The sequence below is a fragment of the Kitasatospora sp. NPDC085879 genome (assembly GCF_040686255.1).
In the GTDB taxonomy this organism is placed as follows: domain Bacteria; phylum Actinomycetota; class Actinomycetes; order Streptomycetales; family Streptomycetaceae; genus Kitasatospora.
Genome location: NZ_JBFBJZ010000105.1, coordinates 1 through 16,493 on the forward strand (window position 1 = coordinate 1; position 16,493 = coordinate 16,493).

The 16,493-nt window shown below is 71.0% G+C and carries 14 protein-coding genes; 2 read left to right on the forward strand and 12 right to left on the reverse strand.

Features of this window, described 5'->3' with window-relative positions; translation table 11 throughout:
- Positions 1-179: 179 nt before the first annotated feature.
- Positions 180-2,162, reverse strand: a complete 1,983-nt coding sequence (locus tag AB0P35_RS38640) for a TIM-barrel domain-containing protein (protein WP_363520580.1) — start codon at positions 2,160-2,162, stop codon at positions 180-182.
- Between the two features lie 753 nt (positions 2,163-2,915).
- On the opposite strand from AB0P35_RS38640, the gene AB0P35_RS38645 reads away from it, so the two are divergent.
- Together AB0P35_RS38645 and AB0P35_RS38650 are read left to right on the forward strand one after the other, a co-directional pair.
- Positions 2,916-5,606 carry an RICIN domain-containing protein gene (locus AB0P35_RS38645; RefSeq protein WP_363520582.1) on the forward strand — a complete coding sequence of 897 codons (2,691 nt, stop codon included), beginning with the start codon at positions 2,916-2,918 and terminating at the stop codon, positions 5,604-5,606.
- Positions 5,607-5,706: 100 nt separating this feature from the next.
- Entirely contained in the window at positions 5,707-6,807 is a 1,101-nt protein-coding gene (locus tag AB0P35_RS38650; protein WP_363520585.1) for a ricin-type beta-trefoil lectin domain protein, read from the forward strand.
- A gap of 125 nt (positions 6,808-6,932) precedes the next feature.
- Here the strand turns inward: AB0P35_RS38650 and AB0P35_RS38655 are convergent, their stop codons facing one another.
- The 11 genes from AB0P35_RS38655 to AB0P35_RS38705 all read right to left on the reverse strand — a co-directional run.
- Positions 6,933-7,640 (reverse strand): FadR/GntR family transcriptional regulator, encoded by a 708-nt coding sequence (locus tag AB0P35_RS38655; protein WP_363520588.1) that lies wholly within the window; start codon positions 7,638-7,640, stop codon positions 6,933-6,935.
- Between the two features lie 54 nt (positions 7,641-7,694).
- The gene (locus tag AB0P35_RS38660; protein ID WP_363520591.1) at positions 7,695-8,345 is read right to left on the reverse strand and encodes an LUD domain-containing protein; all 651 of its coding nucleotides are present in this window, start codon (positions 8,343-8,345) and stop codon (positions 7,695-7,697) included.
- Positions 8,342-9,781 carry a LutB/LldF family L-lactate oxidation iron-sulfur protein gene (locus AB0P35_RS38665; RefSeq protein ID WP_363520593.1) on the reverse strand — a complete coding sequence of 480 codons (1,440 nt, stop codon included), beginning with the start codon at positions 9,779-9,781 and terminating at the stop codon, positions 8,342-8,344. Before AB0P35_RS38665 ends, AB0P35_RS38660 begins: the two co-directional genes overlap by 4 nt.
- Positions 9,778-10,518, reverse strand: coding sequence for a (Fe-S)-binding protein (locus AB0P35_RS38670; protein WP_363520595.1), 741 nt, complete (start codon positions 10,516-10,518; stop codon positions 9,778-9,780). The genes AB0P35_RS38665 and AB0P35_RS38670 overlap by 4 nt, the downstream gene beginning before the upstream one ends.
- Positions 10,518-11,507 (reverse strand): aldo/keto reductase, encoded by a 990-nt coding sequence (locus AB0P35_RS38675; protein WP_363520618.1) that lies wholly within the window; start codon positions 11,505-11,507, stop codon positions 10,518-10,520. Before AB0P35_RS38675 ends, AB0P35_RS38670 begins: the two co-directional genes overlap by 1 nt.
- A gap of 2 nt (positions 11,508-11,509) precedes the next feature.
- Entirely contained in the window at positions 11,510-12,274 is a 765-nt protein-coding gene (locus AB0P35_RS38680) for an SDR family oxidoreductase (RefSeq protein WP_363520601.1), read from the reverse strand.
- Positions 12,275-12,386: 112 nt separating this feature from the next.
- A complete protein-coding gene (locus AB0P35_RS38685) occupies positions 12,387-13,238 on the reverse strand; it encodes a fumarylacetoacetate hydrolase family protein (protein ID WP_363520603.1) in 852 nt (283 codons plus the stop codon).
- A 183-nt stretch (positions 13,239-13,421) separates the two neighbouring features.
- Entirely contained in the window at positions 13,422-14,420 is a 999-nt protein-coding gene (locus AB0P35_RS38690) for an aldo/keto reductase (protein WP_363520606.1), read from the reverse strand.
- Between the two features lie 35 nt (positions 14,421-14,455).
- Positions 14,456-15,493 (reverse strand): sugar kinase, encoded by a 1,038-nt coding sequence (locus AB0P35_RS38695; RefSeq protein ID WP_363520609.1) that lies wholly within the window; start codon positions 15,491-15,493, stop codon positions 14,456-14,458.
- Positions 15,490-16,119: a bifunctional 4-hydroxy-2-oxoglutarate aldolase/2-dehydro-3-deoxy-phosphogluconate aldolase gene (gene eda / locus AB0P35_RS38700; RefSeq protein ID WP_363520612.1), complete on the reverse strand. Its 630-nt coding sequence runs from the start codon at positions 16,117-16,119 to the stop codon at positions 15,490-15,492. Before eda ends, AB0P35_RS38695 begins: the two co-directional genes overlap by 4 nt.
- Positions 16,116-16,493 (reverse strand): SDR family oxidoreductase (locus AB0P35_RS38705; RefSeq protein WP_363520615.1); only part of this gene is annotated, 378 nt, incomplete at its 5' end. The genes eda and AB0P35_RS38705, both read right to left, overlap by 4 nt.

A 16,493-nucleotide genomic window follows, 5' to 3' on the forward strand; every position in this document is an offset into this window, starting at 1 on the left:
AACTACACGGCCTACATCGCCAGTAACGGAGGCTCCAACAGCTGGGACAGCACCACCAGTTGGGCCGCCGACACCAGCTGGCTGGTCGAACAGCCCTGGGGCTGAGCCACCGGCCCACCATTCCCTTCACCCAGGCGCGCCACCGCTGCTCCAGCGGTGGCGCGCCCGCGCCGGGGGCTTCAGCGCAGCACGGGCGCGACGGCGGCTCCCTCGCGTACGAAGACGGGAATGCGCTCCAGCGGGGTGTCGGCGTCGAGCGTCGTGCCGCCTTCGGACACCTGTCCGGTCACCGGGTCGAGCCAGCGGGCACCGGTCGGCAGGTACACCTGGCGGGTGCGCGCGCCTGCCCGGTACACGGGTGCCACCAGGATGTCGGGGCCGAGCAGGAACTGGTCGTCGATGTCCCAGGCGTGCCGGTCCTCGGGGAAGTCGAAGAACAGCGGGCGCATGGGCGGGGCGCCGGTGCGGTGGGCCTCCTCGGACAGCGCGTGCAGATAGGGGCGCAGCCGCTCGCGCAGCAGCAGGTGGTCCTGGAGGATGCCGTACGCCTGCTCGCCGTAGGACCAGACCTCGTTCGGCCCGCCGGTCATGTCCGTGGAGAAGGCCGGGTGATTGGGCGCGCGGTCGCCGTGCAGCCGCATGACGGGGCTGAAGGTGCCGTACTGGAACCAGCGGATCAGCAGTTCCCGGTACGCGGGGTCGTCGGGGTGGCCGCCGAAGAAGCCGCCGATGTCGGTGTTCCACCACGGGATGCCGCTCATCGCGACGTTCAGCCCGGCCCTGATCTGGCGCGCGAGGGAGTCGAAGGTGGTCGGGATGTCGCCGGACCACAGCAGGGACCCGTGCGCCTGGCTGCCCGCCCAGGCGGAGCGGATCAGCGACAGCGGCCGGTCCTCCCCCGCCGCGCGCAGGCCGTCGGCCACCGCGCGGGCGTGCTCCAGCGGGTAGAGGTTCGCGGCCTCGGCGGCCGGCCCGGCGGCGTAGACGGCGCGCGCGGCGAGGTCCGGGGGAAGGTCGGGCTCACAGGCGTCCAGCCAGAAGCAGGCCACGCCGTGGATACGGTAGTTGTCGTTCAGCCGCTGCCACAGGGCGGCGCGTGCCGCGGGGCTGGTGGCGTCGTAGTACGCCATCGGGCGGATCAGCGCATCGCCGCTGTATCGGGACGGCCACGGGAAGGTGAGCAGGCCGCCGGCCTCGTCCTGGACGAGGTGTCCGGCCGAGCGAAGCTCGTCGTAGGTGTCGCTGCCAGGTTCGACGGTGGGCCACACCGAGACGGCGAGCTTCACCCCGAGTCCCTTCAACTCCTCCACCATGGCGGTCGGATCGGGCCACTCGCTCTCCTCGAAGCGCCAGTCGCCCATCCGGGGCCAGTGGAAGAAGTCGCAGACGATGACGGAAAGCGGCAGTCCACGCTTCTTGTACTCCCGTGCCACGGTCAGGAGTTCGTCCTGGGTGCGGTAGCGCAGCTTCGACTGCCAGAAGCCGGACGCCCACTCGGGTAGGAGCGGCGGCCGCCCGGTGGCCAGGGTGTAGGCGTCCAGGATCTGGGCCGGGGTGTCGCCGGCGGTGATCCAGTAGTCGATACGCCCGCCGCCGTCGGCGGTCCACCGGGTGATGTCGGTGCCCAGTTCGACCCGCCCGGTGGCGGGGTTGTTCCACAGCAGCCCGTAGCCGCGTGAGGAGTGCAGAAAGGGAATGGCCGCGACGGTGTTGGCCTGGACGAGGTCGACCACACAGCCCTTCTGGTCCAGGCGCCCGTGCGGGTGCTGCCCGAGGCCGTGCAGCCGTTCACCGTCGTACGCCTCGAAGGACTGTTCCGTCCGGCCGCCCGCCGCCTGGAGCCGAGAGCCGGCCTGGTGCGCGAACGGGCTCTTCTCGGACAGGAGTTCGCGTCCCGAGCCGGCCCGGCAGAACCTCAGTCGGCCGTCCGCAGAGGCCTCGACCGCGATGCGGCCGTTGACCAGACGGGCGCCGCCGTCGTCCGAAACGGACAGTTCGGCTCGGGGAGAGGGCGAGGGGGTCCCCAGCGCGCCAGGGGCGGTGGGGTCGACGGTCCCGGACGAGGCCCTGACCCGCACGGCATGCGCTCCCCAAGGCTCGATGCGGAGGACCTCTTCGGCGGTGTGGCGCTCGAGACCGCCCGCGCGGATGCCGTAGGACAAGACAACTCCCCTGTTCTTCTCGATTTCCGCAACAGGAGCAACGACCCGGGCCCAAAGCTGTCCGTCCCGTCCGCCCGCAGCCGGGCGTCGGAGTCGGCGAGCATCCGGCGGCAGAACGCGAGGTGGCCCTGGACGTAGCCGCGCGGGGTGGACTCCACGACCAGGAGCGGGGCCGGGTAGGGCTGGTGGAGCGCGGCTCGGCGCCGCAGGGTCGGGGGCTGAAGTCGCTTCTGGTGCAGTGTAACCAGCCGCCGGGTCGCTGTCCGGTCCGATGTTGCCGCCGAAGGCCGTCAAGGCTGGCTCGGCGGCGGGGTCGCCCCAGCACACCCGCTCGTGGTCGATTCGTCCGGCGGTCCCGGCCTGCCGCGTGTCACCAGGTCGAATGAAGGTGTTGCCGGGCCACAGGTCGGAGTGGACCGGCTTCGGTTCAGCGACCTCGGCGAGGGCGTGGCCACCTTCGGCCACCGTCGGGCGCCGCTGGGGACATACTCCGCGGGATGTTGAGGATTGACAAGGGCGATCTATGCAGGACATGAGTCGCACTCATCTGCATTGGCATGCACGTCCCACCACGACAGAGCCCGCGCGATAGCCGTTTCACCTGCAACTTCTCAGCCTCAACCTGGCAGATCCCCGTGTCGACGGTGTTTCGGTGATGAAAAATAGGGATGCCTATCGTCTTGACGCGGGTACTCATCGGGCTCGATAAATGCAACTCATAAGCCACCGGGGCTTGGAGGAGGGACACCACAGATGAGACCCCGACGCATCGGTGCGGTGACGGTCAAGGCGATGGCAGCGGCAGCCGTCGCCCTCGCGGCCGCGCTGCCCGCCCAGCCCGCCTACGCGGCCGCGACGAACTTCTACGTCGACCCCGTCAACGGCAACGACAGCAACTCCGGCACCAGCACCGCTTCGGCGTTCCGGACCGTCCAGGCCGCGCAGAACGCGGTTCGGGCGATCAACTCCAACATGGCCGACGACATCGTGGTGAACCTGCGCGGAGGCACCTACACCCTCACCAGCCCCGTCACCTTCGGCAGCAGCGACTCGGGCACCAACGGCCACACGGTCGTCTACCAGGCGTACAACGGCGAGACCCCGGTGATCAGCGGCGGCAAGTCGATCACCGGCTGGACCGCGGCGAGCAACGGCGAGTACAAGGCGTCCATCGGCTCCCTCAACTTCCGCCAGCTGTACGTCAACGGGGTCCGCGCCACCCGGGCGCGGTACCCCGACGCCGGCACCGACTTCAACCTGCAGGGCAGCGACACCACCAACAAGCTGCTGAAGGTGCCCAGCTCGCAGGTCTCGAACTGGGGCAACCCGAACCAGGTCGAGATGATGCTGGAGACCCAGTGGGGTGAGAGCTACCTGCGGCTGAAGTCGATCAGCACCGCGGGCAGCACCGCCAACATATCGATCCAGGACCACGAGGCGGGCATCCTCTTCCAGCGCCCGTGGCCGCAGCTCGCCAACAACTCGCCGTTCCACTTCGAGAACGCCCACGAGTTCCTCAACGAGCCGGGCGAGTTCTACGTCGACACGACCACGCAGACCCTCTACTACAAGCCCCGCCCGGGCGAGGACATGTCCACCGCCTCCGTGAAGGCGCCGACCGTCCAGACCCTCTTCGACGTCAAGGGCACCAGCCTCGACAGCCCCGCCCACGATCTGCGGTTCTCCGGGCTGACCTTCACCCAGACCACCTGGATGGAGGCCAGCAACAACGGCTACCTGAACGGCCAGGGCGGCAACTACAACATCTCGGCCAACACCTCCAACCAGCAGTACGTCGGCCGCCCGCCGGCCGCCGTCCAGGCCGCGGACACCGACCGCATCACCGTCTCCAACAACGTCTTCTCGCAGCTGGGCTCCACCGCGCTCGACTTCTCGCACGGTGTCCACAACAGCAGCGCGATCGGCAACTACATCTCCGACATCGCCGGCAACGGCATCATGGTCGGCAAGTTCTCCGACCCGACGGTCGAGTACCACACCATCTACAACCCGCCGACCTCGCCGGCCGGCGAGGACGCCCGAGAGGTGGTCAAGAACGTCACCGTCAAGGACAACCTGATCACCCGGATCGGTCAGGACTACCCCGGCACCGCGGGTATCGACGCGGGCTTCGTCAACAGCACCACCATCGACCACAACGACATCTCCGACACCCCGTGGGCGGGCATCTCGCTCGGCTGGGGCTGGCAGTCGGCGGCCAACGCCGAGGGCAACAACAGCATCAGCTACAACCGGATCGGCAACGTGATGAACCGGCTGTGCGACTCAGCCGCCATCTACCACCTGTCCAACGACCCGGGCACGGTCATCAACGGCAACTACATCCACGACGTGGTGCGCAACGCCGCCGCCTGCGGCTCGGCCGTGGCCGGCCTCTACACGGACGAGGGGTCGGACAACATGACCCTCTCGAACAACGTCCTGTCGCACACCGACGGATTCATCAACCAGAACCGCAACGGCGCCAACGTCACCCTCACCAACAACACCACCTCCGGCGACGCGGTGATCAAGGCCTCCGGCCTCGAGTCCGGCTACCAGTGGATGACCCTGGTACCCAACCTCGCCTGGAACAAGACCGCGACCTCCTCGTCGGTCTACGGCACCGGCACCGAACCCTCGAAGGCCGTCGACAACAATGGCGCGACCGGCTGGTCCCCCACCGGCACCGACACCTCGGCCTGGTGGCAGGTCGACCTCGGCCAGCCCTACCAGCTCGGCCAGTTCGCCCTGACCACCCGTCAGGACCTGGACCAGTCCGCGACCCGCGGCAACTTCGAGGTCCGCGGCTCCAACGATCCGAACTTCGGCAGCTACACCGTCCTCGGCCGCCAGACCGACACCCTGCCGTTCGCCTCGACGCTCACCGGTGACATCGACGTCCGCCAGGCCTTCCGCTACGTGCGGGTCGCCAAGATCGACGGCGGCTACTTCTACATCACGGACTTCAGCGTCCAGCAGACCGGCGGAGCGCTGGCGGCCTCGACCGGCGCCCCGAGCACCAACCCGTCGACGTACTACACCATCAAGAACGTCAACAGCGGTCAGGTCGCGGACGTGTCCGGCGGGTCCACCGCCGACGGCGGAAGCGTCATCCAGTGGCCGAACAGCGGCGGCGCCAACCAGCAGTGGAACATCGTCCCGGTCACCGGCCAGCTCTACAAGGTCGTGAACCGGAACAGCGGCAAGGCCCTCGAGATCCCGTGGAACAGCCACTGGCGTGGGACCGGCGCGGACCAGTACACCTACAACGGCGGCAACAACCAGCTCTGGTACTTCGAGCCGACCAGCGGCGGCTACCTCATCCGCAACTACGAGAGCAAGCAGGTCCTGGAGGTGGCCGGCGGGTCGACCGCCAACGGCGCCGCCACAGACCAGTCGAACGCCGTCAACCAGTCCCACCAGGCCTGGACCGTCCAGTAACCCGGACAACAACCCCCTGAGCCGCAGACCGTGAGGCCGGAAAGTGCTGCTTTCCGGCCTCACCGTTCAGCTGCTGCGACACGGAGAAGAGGAAACCTGCATGCGCACGTTACGGGTACTGATCGCGCTCGTCACCGCCGTTCTCGGGGTGACGGCGACCGGCGTGACCCCCGCCTCCGCTGCCACCGATACGCCCCTACGGGTCATGCCGCTGGGCGACTCGATCACCTGGGGTCTGGGGAGCAGCGCGGGCAACGGCTACCGCGGCGCGCTGTGGGACGCGCTCGCGGCTGACGGCCATCCGGTGGACTTCGTCGGCTCGGTGCGGGGCGGTTCGATGTCCGACGCCGACAACGAGGGCCACTCCGGCTACCGCATCGATCAGATCGCCGCACTCGCCGACGCTTCGCTGACCCGCTACCGGCCCAACGTCGTGACGCTGGAGATCGGCACCAACGACCTCAGCGGGAACTACCAGCCGTCCAGCGCCGCCGACCGGCTGAAGTCACTGGTCGACCAGATCACCGCCGACGTCCCCGACGCGACCGTCGTCGTGGCCTCCCTGGTGGTGTCCACCAACAGCACGGAGGAGCAGTACCGGGCCGCGTACAACCAGGCCATCCCCCAGATCGTGAGCGATGCACGGGCAGCCGGCAAGCACGTCGCGTACGTCGACATGAGCAGCCTCACCTCGGCCGACCTGGCGGACTCCGTGCACCCCAACGACGCGGGCTACCGGAAGATGGCCGACGTCTTCCATCGCGGTATCCAGGCCGCGGACAGCGCCGGGTGGCTGAGGAACCCGGCCCCTGCCGCCGCACTCGTGCGGTCGGGCCTCGCCGGGAAGTGCATGGACGTCAACGGCGCCGGCACCGCCGACGGGACCGCCGTCCAGACCTGGGGCTGCGGTGGCAGCGCCAACCAGCTGTGGTCCGCCTATACCGACGGCACCCTTCGCTCGATGGGCAAGTGCCTCGACGCCGCGGGCTGGGGCACGGCCAACGGCACCAAGGTGCAGCTCTGGGCCTGCACCGGCGGTGCCAACCAGGTCTGGCAGCCCTACAACGGCGGCTACCGCAACCCCGTCTCCGGCCGCTGCCTGGACGTTCCGGGCGCCTCCACGGCCGACGGGACGCAGCTCCAGCTGTGGGACTGCAACGGCGGCTCCAACCAGCGCTGGACCGCCCTGACCGCCGGATGACGCCCGTTCCCACGAGCTGACCCCTTCCAGGGCGTCGTGAAACGCACAGCGGCCCCGCACGACCGTCCGCCGAAGACGGTGGGTGCCGGGGCCGCCTGTTCGGTCGGCGATTCGGAGCGGACGCGTCACTGCCCGGACAGCCCAAGGGCCGAGTCGGCCTCGCCGAGGGTGCCGCGGAGCCACTGTTCGACGCCTGCGATGTGCACGGTGGCCCAGGCGTGGGCCAGGTCCGGGCGGCGGCCGGCGATGGCGTCGAGGATGGCGCGGTGCTGCTGGCGGGTGCGCTCGACCGCGCCCTCCTCGGTCAGTCCGCGCCAGACCCGGGCCCGCCGGGTCGGGCCGTACAGGCCGTCGATGAGCGAGGACAGCACGGTGTTGCCGGACCCGGCCGCGATCCTGCGGTGGAACTCCAGGTCGTTGTCGATCAGCTCCTCGAGCGACGCGTCCCCGCTCAGACCCGAGAGCAGTTCCTCGAGGGTGGCGATCTCCTCGTCGGACATCCGGCCGGCGGCCATCGCGGTGGCGGCGGGCTCCAGGATGCGGCGGACCTCCAGGAACTCCAGGACCGTGTCGTCCTGGTGGAAGTCGACGATGAAACCCAGCGTGTCCAGCAGGACGTCCGGCTCCAGACTGGTCACGTAGGTGCCGTCGCCCTGACGGACGTCGAGAACCCTGATGACCGACAGGGCCTTGACGGCCTCCCGCAGGGAACTGCGCGACAGACCGAGCCGCTCCGCGAGGTCGGCCTCCTTCGGAAGCCTTTCACCCGGGCGCAGTTCGCCGCTCACGATCATGGCCTTGATCTTCTCGATCGCTTCGTCGGTGACTGGCACGGCTTCCTTCCTGATCACTGGTTCCTGCAGCATAGAGGCTCGCCCGGGGCGTCCTCATGGCTGCTCCGAAATGCCGGGATCGACGATGATGACGTCCAGGGTGCGGGGGCCGTGCACGCCTTCCACGCGGTCGAGTTCGATGTCGCTGGTCGCGGACGGTCCGGAGACGAAGGTGAGCGGGCGGGTGGGGTCGAGGCGGGCCAGCGCGTCCGGGACGTCGTCGGCGATCTGCTCGGCGCTCACGATGCACAGGTGGTAGTCGGGCACCAGGGTGAGGGCTCGCCGGCCCTGGCCGGGGCCGGTGTCCAGGACGATCGTCCCGGTGATCGCGATGCCGGCGCCGGCCAGCGTGATCGCGCCGTCGAGACCGTCCAGCGCGGGGACGTCGAGCGGTTCCGGGTGCCACTCCCAGCCCCCGGTCGGCAGCAGCTCGGTCGGGAAGCCGCGGGGCACCGCGAGGCGTCGGGCTCCGCGCCGGGTGAGGGCGACGGCGACGGCGTCGCGCAGGCCGGCCCGGTCGGTGCGGCTGACGGCGGCGCGGTGGTCGGCGACCCGTTCGGCGAACAGCGCGACGGTGTCCTGGCCGGGGCCGGTGTGGCTGCGGCGGTAGTCGCGCGGGACGGGGACGTCCTCCGGGCCCTCCTCGGACGGGACGTCGGCGAGCGCGGCCCGGATCCGGGCGAGAACGGTCTCGCGGCTGCTCATCGGCTCTCCCTGTTCTTTCGCCACCAGCTCCGGAAGGACTCGGGCGGCGGCGCGGAGGTGTCGCGGCTGTCGGACCAACCGTGCAGCGGGCCGGGCAGCCGGCCGATGCGCCCGTCGCGGGAGAGGGCCCGCCCGCCGAGGGCGGCGGCCTTCTGCGCGGCGCTCAGCAAGCGTGGGGAGTCGAGCACCACGGCGGCCGCCTTCATCGCCAGCGCCTCCGCGGACCGGCCCTTGGCCTCGACCGCCTCGGCCCGCAGGTGGGTGAGCACCTCGGGGATGTTGATCTTCACAGGGCAGGCGTCGAAGCAGGCCCCGCACAGCGTGGAGGCGAACGGCAGCGAGGCCGCGTTCTCGACGCCGACCAGCTGCGGGGTGAGGACGGCGCCGATCGGGCCGGGGTAGACCGAGCCGTAGGCGTGCCCGCCGGTGCGCTCGTACACCGGGCAGACGTTGAGGCACGCCGAGCAGCGGATGCAGGCCAGGGCCTGTCGGCCGACCTCGTCGGCGAGCGTGTCGGTGCGGCCGTTGTCCAGCAGCACCAGGTGGAAGGCCGACGGCCCGTCACCCTCAGTGGTACCGGTCCAGGTCGAGGTGTACGGGTTCATCCGCTCACCGGTGGAGGAACGCGGCAACAGTTGCAGGAACACCTCCAGATCCGACCAGGTCGGTACGGCCTTCTCGATGCCCATCACGGTGATCAGTGTCTCGGGCAGGGTCAGGCACATCCGTCCGTTCCCCTCCGACTCGACCACCACGACCGTCCCCGTGTCGGCGACCGCGAAGTTGGCACCCGACACCGCGACCTTGGCGCGCAGGAACTTCTCCCGCAGGTGCAGCCGGGCGGCCTCGGCCAGGGCGGCGGGCGAGTCGGTGAGCCCGTCGGGGGCGGGACGGCCCCAGCTGCCCATCTCGGCGGCGAACAGGTCGCGGATCTCGCCGCGGTTCTTGTGGATGGCGGGGACCAGGACGTGCGAGGGCCGGTCGTCGCCGAGCTGCACGATCAGCTCGGCGAGGTCGGTCTCGTACGCGGTGATGCCGGCCTCGGCCAGGTGCTCGTTGAGGCCGATCTCCTGGGTGGCCATCGACTTGATCTTGACCACCTCGCGCTCGCCGGTGGCGCGGACCAGCTCGGCGACGATGCGGTTGGCCTCGTCCGCGTCGGCTGCCCAGTGCACGGTGCCGCCCGCCGCGGTGACCGACTCATCCAACTGGACCAGATACCGGTCGAGATGGCGCGCGGTGCGGCGTTTGATCGCCGCCGCCGACTCGCGCAGCGCCTCCCAGTCGTCCAGCTCCGAGGCGACCGCGAGGCGCTTGTCACGGATGGTCGTGGTGGCGCGCTTCAGATTGGCGCGCAGCTGACCGTCCTTCAGCGCCTCGCGGGCCGCCTTCGGGAACGGCGGGGAGCCTAGCCAGACCACGCCTCGGCCGGTCATCGCGGCCCTCCTTCGGTCGCGGCCAGGATCTCGGCCAGGTGCATGGTGCGCACGCCGCTGCCCTGCCGGGAGAGGCCGCCGCCGATGTGCAGCAGGCAGGAGTTGTCGGCGGCGCACAGCACTTCGGCGCCGCTGTCCAGCACACCGCGCGCCTTGTCGGCGAGCATCGCGGCGGAGGTGTCGGCGTTCTTGACGGCGAAGGTCCCGCCGAAGCCGCAGCAGGAGTCGGCCGCCGGAATGTCGACCAGGTCGAGGTCGTTCACCGCGCTCAGCAGGCGCTGCGGACGGTCGCCGAGCCGCAGGCCGCGCAGCGAGTGGCAGGTCGGGTGGTAGGCGACCCGGTGCGGGAAGGCGGCGCCCACGTCCGTCACACCAAGGACGTCGACCAGGAACTCGGTGAACTCGTGGACCCGGGGCACCAGCTCCGCCACATCCGCGCGGAGCCGGGCGCTGCCGTGTTCCTCGGCCAGCACCGGATGGTTCTCGCGCACCATGCCGGCGCAGGACGCCGACGGGGTGACCACCGCGTCGTACTCGCCGAAGACCCGGGCGAAGCGCTCCACCAGCGGAACGGCGTCGGGCCGGTAGCCGGTGTTGAAGTGCATCTGCCCGCAGCAGGTCTGCTCCTGCGGGAAGTCGACCTGGTGGCCGAGCCGTTCGAGGACCTCGACCACGGCCCGGCCGGTGCCGGGGAACATGGTGTCGTTGAAGCAGGTGATGAACAGGGCGATCCGCATCAGCCCGCCTCCCCCGGGGTCGGTACGTCCTCGGGCAGCAGCCCGCGCTCCTTCAGCTCCGCCCACAGCGCGTCGGGGACCGGGTGCCGGAGCATCGCCGCGGCGTCCCGTACCTCCGCGGCGCTCCGGGTGCCGACCAGCACGCTCGCGACGGCCGGGTGCCCGAACGGGAAGCGCAGCGCGGCGGCCCGCAGCGGCACCCCGTACCGCTCGCAGGCCTCCTTCAACTCCACTGCCCGGCTGAGTAGTTCGTCGGGTGCCGCGGCGTAGTCGAAGGTCGCGCCGGGCTTCGGGTCGGCCAGCAGCCCGGAGTTGAAGGCCCCGCCGACCACGACGGACACCCCGTGCCGCTCGGCGAGCGGCAGCAGCTCGACGAGACCGCGCTGGTCGAGCAGCGTGTAGCGGCCGGCCAGCAGGACTACGTCGATGTCGGTCTCGCGGACGAATCGCGCCGGCGCCTCCGCCTGGTTCATGCCGACGCCGATCGCGCCGACCACGCCCTCGGCGCGCAGCCGCGCCAGCTCCGGGTAGGCCTCGCCGATGGCCTGGTCCAGATGGTCGTCGGGGTCGTGCAGGTAGGCGATGTCGACCCGGTCCAGGCCGAGCCGGTCGAGGCTGTCCTCGATGGAGCGGCGCACGCCCTCGGCGCTGAAGTCCCAGCGCCGGCGGTGGGTGGCCGGGACGGCGAAGCCGTTGGCGAGGTCGTCGCCGCCGAGGTCGGACGGCTCCAGCAGCCGGCCGACCTTGGTGGAGATGACGTACTCGTCGCGGGGCAGGCCGCTCAGGACGTCGCCGAGACGCCGCTCGGACAGTCCGAGGCCGTAGTGCGGGGCGGTGTCGAAGTAGCGGACACCGGCCTCCCAGGCGGCGGTGACGGCCTCCTCGGCCTCGGTGTCGGTGACCGGGGTGAACAGGTTGCCGATCACCGCCGCGCCGAAGGCGAGTTCACTGACCCGCACCGGCCCCGGCCCGAGGATGTTCTGGTGCACGGTCACGCCTTCTGTTCGGGGCGCAGGCGCAGGCCCGCCATGCCGCCGTCGACCGCGAGGCCGGTGCCGGTGACCGAGGCGGCCGCCGGGGACGCCAGGTAGGCGATGGCGGCGGCCACCTCGTCGGCGGTGACCAGGCGGCCGGTGGGCTGACGGGCATTCAGGGCGGCGCGTTCGGCGACCGGGTCCTCGGCGGCCGCCAGCAGTCGGCCGATCCACGGGGTGTCGACGGTGCCGGGGTTGACGCAGTTGAACCGGATGCCCTCGCGGACGTGGTCGGCGGCCATCGACAGCGTCAGCGACATCACGGCGCCCTTGCTGGCCGCGTACAGCGCTCGCTGCGGCAGGCCGGTGGTGGTGACGATGGAGCCGATGTTGACCACCGACGCGTGCGCGGACCGGCGCAGGTACGGCAGGGCGGCCCGGGTGGTACGGACGATGCCGACGACGTTGACGTCCAGCACCCGCTGCCACTGCTCGTCCGCATTGTCCTCCACCGTGCCGATCGCACTGATGCCCGCGCAGTTGACCACGACGTCGATGCCGCCGAAAGCCTCGGCCGCCGCGTCAACGGCGGCACGCACGGAGGCGTCGTCGCCGACGTCGGCGGTGAAGCCCGTCAGCGGCTCCTTCAGCGATGCCGGGTCGAGATCCAGGACGGCCACCCGCGCGCCGCGTTCCGCGAGCAGGGACGCGGTGGCCAGGCCGATACCGGAGGCACCGCCGGTGACCACTGCCCTCAGTCCCGCAAAATCGGTGGCCGTCATGCCATCACCTTCTGCTCGTCCGCCGGCTCGGTGGCCCGGAAGGAGGCATCCCGGTCCCGGTGGGTGTCGGTTGGCGCCTGGAGCGCGGTGGTTGCGGACAACGGAGTGCCTTTCACGCGTTGCGGAACGTCTGGCGCTGGGTGCCGAGGCCGTCGATGGAGAGCTCGACGGCGTCGCCGTCGCACAGGTACGGGGTGCCGGGCAGGCCGAGCGCCACGCCGGCCGGGGTGCCGGTGTTGATGACGTCCCCGGGGTTGAGCACCATGTACTGGCTCAGGTACCAGACCAGGTGGGCGATGTCGAAGATCATGTTCTTCGTGTTGCCGTCCTGGCGCAGCTCGCCGTTGACGGCCAGGCGCAGGCCGAGCGCCTGCGGGTCGCCCACCTCGTCCGCGGTGACCAGCCAGGGGCCCATCGGGTTGAAGGTCTCGCAGGACTTGCCGAGGTCCCACTGCGCGGAGAACTCCAGCTGGAACTCCCGCTCGGAGACGTCGTTGCTGATCGTGTAGCCCGCGATGCAGTCCGCCGCGTCGGCGGGGTCGGCGAGGTAGCGGGCCTGGTGGCCCATCACGACGGCGAGTTCCACCTCCCAGTCGGTCTTCACCGAGCCGCGCGGGATCAGCACCCGGTCGTACGGCCCGACGACGGTCGACGGGTCCTTCATGAAGACCACCGGGCGGGAGGGGACGGGCGCGCCGGTCTCCTCCGCGTGGTCGCGGTAGTTGAGGCCGACGCACACCACCTTGCCCGGGCGGGCGACCGGCGCGCCGATCCGCAGCCCGGCCGGGTCGACCTCGGGCAGCTCGCCGGCGGCCAGCGCCGCCCTGGCTCTGTCGATCCCGCCGGAGGCGAGGAACGCCCCATCGATGTCACCCGTCAGCCCGGACAGCGCGAACACGCGTCCGTCCTCGCCGAGGACCGCCGGAGCCTCTTCTCCCAGTGCTCCGATTCGAAGCAGCTTCATGATGGAACTCCCGTCAAGACATCCGATGAATCTGCGGCTTCCCGACCATAAAAGTCGGGGCCGAATCTGCACAAGGGGATCATCGGATGTTTCATGGCCCACTTGCCCAGCTCCGACCCCGTGAGGCCTTGATACAGAGTTCGCCGCGCCAATACACCAGATGAATTTCCCTGCAGGGGACAGTCAGGAAGCGCCGGAGTCCAAGCTCAGCACGTCCGCCCTGATCAGGCCCTCGGCGCGGAGACGCTCCCAGAGGGCCGCGGGGACGGGCCGGCGATGGAGCTCCGCGTTGCGTTCGACCTGTTCGGCGGTTCGCATGCCAAGGGTGACGTTGACGACGCAGGGATGGGTGTACGGGAAGGCGATGGCGGCGGCGGGCAGAGTGGTGCCGTGCTGCTCGCAGACGTCGGCGATGGCCTGCGCCCGCTCGACCAGGTCCGTCGAGGCGTCCCGGTAGTCGTACTTCATGCCGGGCCTGGGCCTGTCGCGGGAGAGCAGGCCGGAGTTGAACACGCCGACCGCGACGACGCTCTTGCCCAGTTCCTGCGCCGCGGGCAGGACGTCGTCCAACGCGGACTGGTCGAGGAGGGTGTAGCGCCCGGCGAGCATCACCACGTCGGCGGCGGTCTCGCGCAGGAAGCGGGCCGGCATCGCCGACTGGTTCATGCCGACACCGATGGCCCCGATCACTCCCTGGTCACGCAGGTCGGCGAGGGCGGGCATGGCCTCCTCGGCGGCCTGCTGCCAGTGGTCGTCGGGGTCGTGCAGGTAGACGACGTCCAGGCGGTCCAGGCCCGTGCGCCGGAGCGTGTGCTCGATGGAGCGGAGCACCCCGTCACGGCTGAAGTCCCATTGGCGACGGAGGTCGTCGCGGACGACGAAGCCCTCGGTGTCGACCCCGCACGGCTGCTCGTTGGGGACGAGCAGCCGGCCCACCTTCGAGGAGATGACGTACTCCTCCCGGGGGCGGACCTGAAGAGCGGCACCGAGGCGTCGTTCGGAGAGGCCGAGACCGTAGTGCGGTGCGGTGTCGAAGTAGCGGATGCCGGCGCCCCAGGCCGCGTCGATCGCGGCCGCCGCGTCGAAACTCGGGGTGACGCGGTACAGGTTGCCGATCACCGAGGCGCCGAAGCCGAGCTCGGTGACCGCCACCGGCGTGTTCTGGATCTTCCGGAGGCGCAAGAGATGCTCCCTGTCGGTACGGGTGGAGACGCCGGTCAGCGTCTGACAGCAGCGGAGGCACCCGCGATCAGTGCCTCGACCTCGCCGATCGAGGCCATGGCGACGTCACCGGGCGTCGTCATGGTGAGGGCGCCGAGGGCCGTGCCGTAGGCGAGGGCGCGCTCCAGATCGGCACCGGCGAGCAGGCCGTGGATCAGGCCGGCGGCGAAGCCGTCACCGGAGCCGATGCGGTCCAGGACGTGCAGTCCGGGCATCGAGGGGCCGAGGACGTGGCCGGTCTTCGCCGACCACGCGGCCGAGCTCCAGTCGTTCACCCCGGCCGAAGGGACCTCGCGCAGGGTCGTCGCCAGTACCCGTGCCTCGGGGAGCAGGCCGGCCACCGAGGCGAGTGCGTCCGGCACCTCGTCGGCGCTGAAGCGGTCGGCGCCGGGATGGCTGCCGGCCATCCCCAGCGCGCCCACGATGACGTCGGCGTGCCGGGCGAGCCGCAGGTCGGCCTCGCGGGCCCGCTCCGGCCCGCCCCGGCCGGCCCACAGGCTCGGGCGGTAGTTGGGGTCGTACGAGACGGTGAGACCGTGGCGCCGGGCGGCCGTCATCGCCTCCTCGGCGACGTCGACGGTGGTGTCGGACAGGCCGGCGAAGATGCCGCCGGTGTGGAACCAGCGCACGCCCGCCGCGAAGACCGCGTCCCAGTCGACGTCCCCTGTGCGCAGCTGGGACGCGGCGGTGTGGGCGCGGTCGCTGACACCGAGCGCGCCGCGGATGCCGAAGCCCCGCTCGACGAAGTTCAGGCCGTTGCGCGCGGTGCGGCCGATGCCGTCGTCGGGCACCCAGCGGATCAGCGAGGCGTCGACACCGCCCTGCAGGATCAGGTCCTCGACGAGCCGGCCCACCGCGTTGTCGGCGAGCGCGGTGACGACGGCGGTACGCAGGCCGAAGCAGCGGCGCAGCCCGCGTACGACGTTGTACTCACCGCCCCCCTCCCACACGTGGAAGGTACGGGCGGTGCTGATCCGCCCCTCCCCCGGGTCGAAACGCAGCATGACCTCGCCGAGCGCCACCACGTCGGTCACCGCCCACCCACCTCCACGGCCTCGGCCGTCAGACGGCGGATCTCCGCGTAGGCGCCGCTGTCCAGGTGCGTGGGCGTCGCCATCCAGCTGCCGCCGACGGCGAGCACCGAGGGCTCGCCGAGGTAGCCGGCCAGCTGGCCGACACCGATCCCACCGGTCGGCATGAAGCGCACTCCCGGGAAGGGTGCCGCGAGCGCGCGGAGCGCCCGCAGGCCGCCGATGGCCTCGGCGGGGAAGAGCTTGACGGTGTCGAGGCCGGCCCGCAGGGCCCGCGTCAGCTCGGTGGCGGTGGCGATGCCGGGCACCACGGGTACCCCCAGCTGCCGGCACTTGGCGATGACGTCCTCGTCGAAGCCGGGAGAGACGACGAACGTGGCCCCGGCCGCCACCGCACGTTCCGCCTGCTCGGGGTCGAGGATCGTGCCGGCGCCGACCGCGAGGCCGCCGTGCGCCGCCATCGCCTTGACCACCTGCTCGGCATCCGGGGTGCGGAAGGTGACCTCGGCGCACCTGGCACCGCCCGCGGCGAGCGCGTCGGCCAGCGGGCTCGCGGTGGCCGGTGCGCGCACGGTCAGCACCGGCACCACGCGGGCACCCGCCAGGACGGCGGCGGGATCGGTGGTCATCGGCCGAGCCATCCGCCGTCGACGGGTAGGACGGTGCCGTGTACGTAGGCGGCGGCGTCGGAGGCGAGGAAGACGGTGGCGCCAGCGAGGTCGTCGGCCCGGCCCCAGCGGCCGGCCGGGATCCGTTCCAGGATCGCCTTGCTGCGCGCCGGATCGGTCTGCAGCGCCTGGGTGTTGTCGGTGGCGATGTAGCCGGGTGCGATGGCGTTGACGTTGACGCCGCGCCCGGCCCATTCGTTGGCCAGCGCCTTGGTCAGACCGGCGACGCCGTGCTTGGCGGCGGTGTAGCCGGGGACGGTGATGCCGCCCTGGAAGCTGAGCAGCGACGCGGTGAAGATGATCTTCCCGTGGCCGCGGGCGACCATGGCCGCGCC

Bases quoted from the DNA above. Each gene is read 5' to 3' on its own strand.
- AB0P35_RS38660 (WP_363520591.1), bottom strand. From the start codon at position 8,345: ATGAGCAGCCGCGAGACCGTTCTCGCCCGGATCCGGGCCGCGCTCGCC.
- AB0P35_RS38645 (WP_363520582.1), top strand. From the start codon at position 2,916: ATGAGACCCCGACGCATCGGTGCGGTGACGGTCAAGGCGATGGCAGCG.
- AB0P35_RS38670 (WP_363520595.1), bottom strand. From the start codon at position 10,518: ATGCGGATCGCCCTGTTCATCACCTGCTTCAACGACACCATGTTCCCC.
- eda (WP_363520612.1), bottom strand. From the start codon at position 16,119: ATGACCACCGATCCCGCCGCCGTCCTGGCGGGTGCCCGCGTGGTGCCG.
- AB0P35_RS38665 (WP_363520593.1), bottom strand. From the start codon at position 9,781: ATGACCGGCCGAGGCGTGGTCTGGCTAGGCTCCCCGCCGTTCCCGAAG.
- AB0P35_RS38650 (WP_363520585.1), top strand. From the start codon at position 5,707: ATGCGCACGTTACGGGTACTGATCGCGCTCGTCACCGCCGTTCTCGGG.
- AB0P35_RS38685 (WP_363520603.1), bottom strand. From the start codon at position 13,238: ATGAAGCTGCTTCGAATCGGAGCACTGGGAGAAGAGGCTCCGGCGGTC.
- AB0P35_RS38680 (WP_363520601.1), bottom strand. From the start codon at position 12,274: ATGACGGCCACCGATTTTGCGGGACTGAGGGCAGTGGTCACCGGCGGT.